Origin of the sequence: Azotobacter chroococcum (assembly GCF_004339665.1) — a bacterium.
GTDB classification, from domain to species: Bacteria; Pseudomonadota; Gammaproteobacteria; order Pseudomonadales; family Pseudomonadaceae; genus Azotobacter; species Azotobacter chroococcum.
The window spans coordinates 21751-29614 of record NZ_SMMU01000037.1; the positions used below are offsets into that span (position 1 = coordinate 21751).

General features: G+C 69.8%; 9 protein-coding genes. 8 read left to right on the forward strand and 1 reads right to left on the reverse strand.

Annotated features, from left to right (window positions below; genetic code table 11):
• Positions 1 to 4: 4 nt before the first annotated feature.
• Positions 5 to 721, reverse strand: a complete 717-nt coding sequence (locus EV691_RS19670) for a ComF family protein (protein WP_131299634.1) — start codon at positions 719 to 721, stop codon at positions 5 to 7.
• A gap of 130 nt (positions 722 to 851) precedes the next feature.
• Here EV691_RS19670 and bioB point away from each other — a divergent pair, with 130 nt between their 5' ends.
• The 8 genes from bioB (at position 852) to EV691_RS24300 (ending at position 7538) form a co-directional block, all read left to right on the forward strand.
• Positions 852 to 1910: a biotin synthase BioB gene (gene bioB / locus EV691_RS19675; protein ID WP_131299637.1), complete on the forward strand. Its 1059-nt coding sequence runs from the start codon at positions 852 to 854 to the stop codon at positions 1908 to 1910.
• A gap of 59 nt (positions 1911 to 1969) precedes the next feature.
• The gene (gene bioF / locus EV691_RS19680) at positions 1970 to 3145 is read left to right on the forward strand and encodes an 8-amino-7-oxononanoate synthase (protein WP_131299640.1); all 1176 of its coding nucleotides are present in this window, start codon (positions 1970 to 1972) and stop codon (positions 3143 to 3145) included.
• The gene (locus EV691_RS19685) at positions 3142 to 3864 is read left to right on the forward strand and encodes an alpha/beta fold hydrolase (protein ID WP_131299643.1); all 723 of its coding nucleotides are present in this window, start codon (positions 3142 to 3144) and stop codon (positions 3862 to 3864) included. The genes bioF and EV691_RS19685 overlap by 4 nt, the downstream gene beginning before the upstream one ends.
• On the forward strand, positions 3857 to 4660 hold the full coding sequence (gene bioC, locus EV691_RS19690; RefSeq protein ID WP_131299646.1) for a malonyl-ACP O-methyltransferase BioC: 804 nt from the start codon (positions 3857 to 3859) through the stop codon (positions 4658 to 4660). Before EV691_RS19685 ends, bioC begins: the two co-directional genes overlap by 8 nt.
• 84 nt (positions 4661 to 4744) lie before the next feature.
• A complete protein-coding gene (locus EV691_RS19695; RefSeq protein WP_089167082.1) occupies positions 4745 to 5368 on the forward strand; it encodes a CDP-alcohol phosphatidyltransferase family protein in 624 nt (207 codons plus the stop codon).
• Positions 5369 to 5398: 30 nt separating this feature from the next.
• A complete protein-coding gene (locus EV691_RS19700) occupies positions 5399 to 6091 on the forward strand; it encodes a lysophospholipid acyltransferase family protein (RefSeq protein ID WP_131299649.1) in 693 nt (230 codons plus the stop codon).
• Entirely contained in the window at positions 6091 to 7023 is a 933-nt protein-coding gene (locus EV691_RS19705) for a phosphatidate cytidylyltransferase (protein ID WP_131299652.1), read from the forward strand. Before EV691_RS19700 ends, EV691_RS19705 begins: the two co-directional genes overlap by 1 nt.
• A 185-nt stretch (positions 7024 to 7208) precedes the next feature.
• Positions 7209 to 7538, forward strand: a complete 330-nt coding sequence (locus EV691_RS24300) for an HIT domain-containing protein (RefSeq protein WP_446681730.1) — start codon at positions 7209 to 7211, stop codon at positions 7536 to 7538.
• Positions 7539 to 7864 lie beyond the last annotated feature (326 nt).

A 7864-nucleotide genomic window follows, 5' to 3' on the forward strand; every position in this document is an offset into this window, starting at 1 on the left:
CCGCTCAGCCGCCGTCCGGCTTCGGCGTGCGCGCCAGGCAGTAGACATCGACCCGCGCCGCGCCGGCCGCGCGCAGCAGGCGGGCCAGCGCCTCGGCGGTGGCGCCGGTGGTCAGCACGTCGTCGACCAGCGCCACATGGCGGCCGGCGAGGGCGGCGGGATCGGCGAGGGCGAAGGCGCCGCGCAGGTTGCGCCGCCGGGCGGCGGCGTCCAGTTCCTGCTGCGCCGGGGTGTCCTGCGGGCGGCGCAGCAGCTCCTCGTCCACCGGCAGCTGCAGCGGTCCGTCCAGCCAGCGGGCGAGCATCGCCGCCTGGTTGAAGCCGCGCCGGCGCAGCCGGCCTTTTGCCAGAGGCACCGGCAGCAGGCAGTCCGGGCGCGGCAGGCCCTCGGCGAAGGCGTGCTGCAGGTGGCGCTCGAGCAGCTCGCCGAGCAGCCGGCCCAGCGGCCAGCGCGCCTGGTGCTTGAAGCGGGCGATGAGGGTGTCGATGGGAAAGGCGTAGCGCCAGGGCGCTTCCACCCGGGCGAAGGCCGGCGGCCGCGTCTGGCAGGCGCCGCAGACCAGCCCCGCCGCTGGCAGCGGCAGGGCGCAGACCGCGCAGTGCGCGCCGAGCCAGGGCAGTTCGGTCTCGCAGCTGGTGCACAGCGGCAGGCCGGTTTCCGCCGGCTCGTCGCACAGCAGGCAGTTTTGATTGCTTTTTAACCAGTTGTAAACCGCTTTCATGAGCGAGGTTGACAGCGCATGGCGCTTCCCTAATATGCCGTTCATCCATGACGAATCACGCACTCTAGCAGGTCGTGACCTCCAGACCGAACGCCCGCCAGCCCGGGCCCTTCTTGCAAGGAAGAACGCCATGAGCGCCACCGCCGCCACCGCCCTGCGCCACGACTGGACCCTCGACGAGGTCCGCGCGCTGTTCGAACTGCCGTTCAACGACCTGCTGTTTCGGGCGCAGACGGTGCATCGCCAGCACTTCGACCCCAACCGCGTACAGGTGTCGACCCTGCTGTCGATCAAGACCGGCGCCTGCCCGGAGGACTGCAAGTACTGCTCGCAGTCCGGCCACCACAACACCGGGCTGGACAAGGCCAAGCTGATGGAGGTGCAGAAGGTCCTGCAGGCCGCCGCCGAGGCCAGGGCCATCGGCTCCACCCGCTTCTGCATGGGCGCCGCCTGGAAGCACCCCTCGGCCAAGGACATGCCCTACGTGCTGGAGATGGTCAAGGGCGTCAAGGCCCTGGGCCTCGAGACCTGCATGACCCTCGGTACCCTGAGCCGCGAGCAGACCCAGGCGCTGGCCGCCGCCGGCCTCGACTACTACAACCACAACCTCGACACCTCGCCGGAGTTCTACGGCAACATCGTCACCACCCGCACCTACGCCGAGCGCCTGGAAACCCTGGCCCACGTGCGCGAGGCGGGGATGAAGATCTGCTCCGGCGGCATCCTCGGCATGGGCGAGTCTCTCGACGACCGCGCGGGCCTCTTGATCCAGCTGGCCAACCTGCCGGAGCACCCGGAGTCGGTGCCGATCAACATGCTGGTCAAGGTCCAGGGCACCCCGCTGGAAAACGCCGAGGACGTCGATCCCTTCGACTTCATCCGCACCCTCGCCGTGGCGCGGATCATGATGCCGAAATCCCACGTGCGCCTGTCCGCCGGCCGTTCCGAGATGAACGACCAGATGCAGGCCCTGGCCTTTTTCGCCGGCGCCAACTCGATCTTCTACGGCGAGCGCCTGCTGACCACCGGCAACCCCGAGGCGGAGAAGGACATGCAGCTGTTCGCCCGCCTCGGCATCCAGCCGGAGGAGCGCGAGGGGCATGCCGACGAGGTGCACCAGGCGGCCATCGAGCAGGCGCTGATCGAGCAGAAGAACAGCGCGCTGTTCTACGACGCCACTTCGGCCTGACCTTCCCGGGTGGATAACCCGCTCGCGGTTATCCACCGTTCCTGCCTCGCCGAGCCGCCATGTCCTTCGATCTCGCTTCCCGCCTCGCCGCCCGCCGCGCCGAGCATCTCTACCGCCAGCGCCCGCTGCTGGACAGCCCGCAGGGGCCGGAGGTGGTCGTCGACGGCCAGCCGCTGCTGGCCTTCTGTTCCAACGACTACCTGGGGCTGGCCAACCATCCCGAAGTGATCCGCGCCCTGCAGGACGGCGCCGCGCGCTGGGGCGTCGGCGGCGGCGCCTCGCATCTGGTGATCGGCCACAGCACCCCGCACCACGAGCTGGAGGAGGCGCTCGCCGCGTTCACCGGCCGCCCGCGCGCGCTGCTGTTCTCCACCGGCTACATGGCCAATCTGGCGGCGGTGACGGCGCTGGTGGGGCAGGGCGACACGGTGCTGGAGGACCGCCTCAACCACGCCTCGCTGCTGGATGCCGGGCTGCTCTCCGGGGCGCGCTTCTCGCGCTACCTGCACAACGATGCGGCGAGCCTCGCCGCCCGCCTGGACAAGGCTACCGGCAACACCCTGGTGGTCACCGACGGGGTGTTCAGCATGGACGGCGACCTGGCCGAGCTGCCGGCGCTCTGCGCTGCGGCCAGAGAGAAGGGCGCCTGGCTGATGGTCGACGACGCCCACGGCTTCGGCCCGCTGGGCGCGCACGGCGGCGGCATCGTCGAGCATTATGGCCTGGGTCTGGACGAGATGCCGGTGCTGGTCGGCACCCTCGGCAAGGCCTTCGGCACCGCCGGGGCCTTCGTTGCCGGCAGCGAGGCGCTGATCGAAACCCTGATCCAGTTCGCCCGGCCCTACATCTACACCACCAGCCAGCCGCCGGCGGTGGCCTGCGCGACCCTGAAGAGCCTCGAACTGCTGCGCACGGAGGGCTGGCGCCGCGAGCACCTCAATCGCCTGATCGCCCGCTTCCGCGCCGGCGCCGCCGAGCTGGGCCTGACCCTGATGGACAGCCCGACGCCGATCCAGCCGCTCGTGATCGGCGATAGCGCCCGCGCCATGGACTTCTCCCGCCTGCTGCGCGAGCACGGTTTCCTGGTCGGCGCCATCCGTCCGCCCACCGTACCGGCCGGCACCGCGCGGCTGCGGGTGACCCTTTCCGCCGCCCACAGCGAGGAGCAGGTCGACCGTCTGCTCGCCGCGCTGGGCGAATGCCAGGCGCTGCTGGCGCCGGAGAGTGACGCATGAGCCGACTGATCCTGCTGCCCGGCTGGGGTCTCGGCCCGGCCGCCCTGCAGCCGCTGATCGGCGCCTTGCGCGAGCAGGGCGTGGATGCCGAGCTGGCCGGCCTGCCGGCGCCGGGCGCGGGCGATCCCGAGAGCTGGCTCGCCGAGCTGGACCCCCGCCTGCCGGACGATGTCTGGCTCGGCGGCTGGTCGCTGGGCGGCATGCTCGCCACGGCGCTGGCGGCGCGGCGCGGCGCACGCTGCCGCGGACTGCTCACCCTGGCCAGCAACGCCTGCTTCGTCGCCCGCGAAGACTGGCCGCAGGCGATGACCCGGGACACCTTCGCCGCCTTCCGCGACGGCTGCGCGCAGGACGCCGCGGCCATCCTCAAGCGCTTCGCGCTGCTCTGCAGCCAGGGCTGTGGCGAGGCCCGCGCCCTGTCGCGCCAGCTCAACCAAGGCATCCCGGCCGAGGCAACGGCACAACGCCTCGCCGGCCTCGCGGTGCTCGCCGCGCTGGACAACCGGGCGGCACTGGCGGCCTTCGCCGGCCCGCAGCTGCACCTGCTGGCCGAGGCCGACGCCCTGGTGCCTGCGGCCGCCGCCGAACCGCTGCAGACCCTGCTGCCGCGCGGCGCGGTCGAGCGCATCGCCGGCAGCGGCCATGCCTTCGTTCTCGAACGGCCGCAGGCGCTCGCCGCGCGGCTGGCCGCCTTCATCCGCGAGGCCGACGATGACTGACATCCCCCAGAACCCGCTGCCGGACAAGCGCCGGGTCGCCGCCTCCTTCTCCCGTGCCGCCGCCAGCTACGACGAGGTGGCCGGGTTGCAGCGCGCGGTCGGCAGCGAACTGCTGGCCCGCCTGCCGGCCGGCATGCGCGCGCAGCGCTGGGTCGATCTGGGCAGCGGCACCGGCCATTTTTCCCAGGCGCTGGCCGAGCGTTTCCCCGCCGGGCAGGGCATGGCGCTGGATCTCGCCGAGGGCATGCTGCGTCACGCCCGGCCGCGCGGCGGTGCGGCGCACTTCGTCTGCGGCGATGCCGAGCATCTGCCGCTGGCCGGCGCCAGCCAGGATCTGCTCTTCTCCAGCCTGGCGCTGCAGTGGTGCGGCGACTTCGCCGCGGTGCTCGCCGAGGCGCGCCGGGTGCTGCGTCCGGGCGGCGTGCTGGCCTTCAGCAGCCTGTGTACCGGCACCCTGCAGGAGTTGCAGGACAGCTGGCAGGCGGTCGACGGCTTCGTCCACGTCAACCACTTCCGCCGTTTCCGGGACTACCGGCAGTTGTGCGCCGACAGCGGCCTCGACGTCCTCGACCTGCGCCTGGAAACGTGCGTGCTGTATTACCGCGACCTGCGCCATCTGGCCCACGAACTCAAGGCCCTTGGCGCCCACAACCTCAACCCCGGCCGCCCGGACGGCCTCACCGGCCGCGCGCGGGTGCTGGCGCTGGTCGAGGCCTACGAGCGCTTGCGCACGCCCCAGGGGCTGCCGGCCACCTGGCTGCCGGTCTACGGGGTGCTGCGCCGCCGCGCGGAGTAGGCGCAGGCGGCGCATGGACGCCGGCCGGGCAGGGCGGCTATCGTGCGCTACCCTCGGGAAAGCCCCCGGCAACGGACCCTGCCCATGCCCTCCATCTACCAGCTCAAGCCGCGTTTCCAGAACCTGCTGCGCCCCTGGGTGCGGCGCCTTTACGAGCGTGGCGTCAGCGCCAATCAGGTGACCCTCGCCGCCGCCGTGATTTCCGTGCTGCTCGGCGCACTGGTCGCCGCCTTCGCCAGCCATGCCTGGCCGTTCGCCCTGATTCCCTTGTGGATGTTCCTGCGCATGGCGCTGAACGCCATCGACGGCATGCTCGCCCGCGAGTTCGGCCAGCAGTCGCGCCTCGGCGCCTACCTCAACGAGCTGTGCGACGTGATCGCCGACAGCGCGCTGTTCCTGCCTTTCGCGCTGGTGCCGGGGGTGACGCCGCTGGCGGTGGTCGGCGTGACCCTGCTCGCGGTGATCGTCGAGTACGCCGGGGTCATGGGCCCTTTGGCCGGCGCCGGGCGCCGCTACGACGGGCCGATGGGCAAGAGCGACCGCGCCTTCTGCTTCGGCGTGCTCGGCGCGGGCGTCGCCAGCGGCCTGCTGCCGGGCGCCTGGATCGACGGCCTGCTCGCCCTGATCGCCGCGCTGCTGCTCTGGACCCTGGCCAACCGCGTGCGCCAGGGCCTCGCCGAAGCCGAGCGGAACCACCCACCGGCCTGAGCCGAACGCATCGCCGCAAGGAGCGACTCGATGAACGATCCGCAGATCCCCCCGCCCGGCGAAGACCTGCCCGCCGCCTCCGTGCCGTGCTCGCGCCCCTCGCGGGCGCAGCGCCTGCTGGCCTGGCCGATCACCGGCTTCGCCCGCCTGCTCACCGGCGCGCGCAGCCTGTGGCGCGGCTGCGCGCCGGAGCCGAAGCAGCGCATCTACTTCGCCAACCACAGCAGCCACGCCGACTTCGTGCTGCTCTGGTCGTCGCTGCCGCCGGCCCTGCGCGCGCGCACCCGCCCGGTGGCCGGCGCCGACTACTGGCAGCAGGGCAGGCTGCGCCCCTTCCTGATCCACCGGGTGTTCCACGGCGTGCTGGTCGACCGCGAACTGCACGACCGGCACAGCAACCCGCTGCAGCCGCTGCTCGACGCCCTGGCCGGCGGCGACTCGCTGATCCTCTTTCCCGAGGGCACGCGCAACCCCGGCGAGGGCCTGCTGCCGTTCAAGAGCGGCCTCTACCGCCTCGCCCGCGCCTGCCCGCAGGTCGAGCTGGTGCCGGTGTGGATCGCCAACCTCAACCGGGTGATGCCCAAGGGCCGCGTGCTGCCCCTGCCGCTGCTGTGCACGGTGACCTTCGGCGCGCCCCTGACCCTCGGCCCCGGCGAGCGCAAGGAAACCTTCCTCGCCCGCGCCCGCGAAACCCTGCTGAACCTGGCCATGGAGGCCGACTGATGCAAGCCAACACCCTCGCCCTGTTCGCCGGCATCGGTGTCCTGCTGGCGCTGGCATCCCTGATCGGCTTCGTCCTCAAGTGGCGCTGCCGCGGCGCCGACAGCCCGGTGATCGACAACCTCAACGCGCGGATCAACGCCTGGTGGGTGATGGTCGCGATGCTCGGCGGCGCCTTCTGGCTCGGCCACGGCGCGGTGATCCTGCTGTTCTTCGCGGTGTCCTTCTTCGCCCTGCGCGAATTCATCACCCTGACCCCGACCCGCGGCAGCGACTACCCGGCGCTGGTCGCGGCTTTCTATTTCGTGCTGCCTGCGCAGTACCTGCTGATCGCCTACGACTGGTACGGGCTGTTCTCGATCTTCATCCCGGTCTACGTGTTCCTCCTGCTGCCGATCCTCGCCTCGCTGGGCGGCGACACCACCGCCTTCCTCGAACGCACGGCCAAGGTGCAGTGGGGCACCATGATCGCGGTGTTCTGCATCTCCCACGTGCCGGCCCTGCTGAACCTCGACATCCCCGAGTATGCGGGCCGCAACCTGCTGCTGATCGCCTGGCTGGTGCTGGTGGTACAGCTTTCCGACGTGCTGCAGTACGTCTGCGGCAAGCTGCTGGGCAAACGCCGGATCGCCCCGCGCCTGTCGCCCTCGAAGACCGTCGAAGGCTTCGCCGGCGGCATCGCCCTCGCCACCCTGACCGGCGCCGCCCTCTACTGGATCACTCCGTTCGACGTCTGGCAGGCCGCGCTGATCGCCTTGGTCGTCACCCTGCTCGGCTTCTTCGGCGGCCTGGTCATGTCCGCCATCAAGCGCGACCGCGGCGTGAAGGACTGGGGCCACATGATCGAAGGCCACGGCGGCATGCTCGACCGGCTGGATTCGGTGTGCTTTGCGGCGCCGGTGTTCTTTCATTTGTTGCGGTGGGGGTGGGCGTGACGGTTGGGGAGGAGGGTTGCAATGAGCAGGAATGTTATCCACCACGCCCGTTTGGGCGTTATTGCGCTGGTGGTATCTAATTGTTGGAGGCCATCAAAATGCGATACGCCGCCCTTCTCTTGCCAATAGCCGTGTTGGGGTCCCCGATCTGCATCGGATAGATCACCGACGAAGAGATAGCTGCCCTGTATTCGCGACAGTTCTCGTTTGAGTCCGTGCCTGAGGAAAGGTGGATCGCCGAGACCGAGAATGCCTTTGCGTTTCGCGACAAGAATCCGCAGGCGCCGGTGCATGTCTTGGTCGTCCCCAAAAAGCGGGTTCCCACTGTTCTCCAAGCACCGGACGCTCTCCTTGGTGAGATGCTGGGGCTTGTGAAACGTGTCGCTGAGCAGGAAGGCATCGCACGGGAGGGTTTTCGCACCGTCATCAACACGCATCCGCAAAGCGGGCAGGGTGTCTATCACTTGCACATCCACGTCCTTGGCGGGCGGCAGATGAAGTGGCCTCCAGGTTAGGGTCTGTCGCTTGAGAGAGGTGCGCCAACTTTTCCCTTCAAGCATCGAGGGAGCGTGCCCCTCAACTTCATCGTTAGCTTCCAAATACGGAGTACCCAATGGGTCAGCGATTCAACGAACTATCCGAGAAACATATCCAGTTCATCGCCGAGCAGAAGGTTTTCTTTGTTGGGACGGCCGCCGCAGACAGTCGTGTGAATATCTCTCCAAAAGGCATGGACTCGTTGAGAGTTCTAGGTTCTGTTGACGTATCAGCGTAGCCATAGCAGAGCAGCCGCAAAGGCCAGCATTCCCTTGAAATGGCTGGCCTTCTTCTCATAACGTGT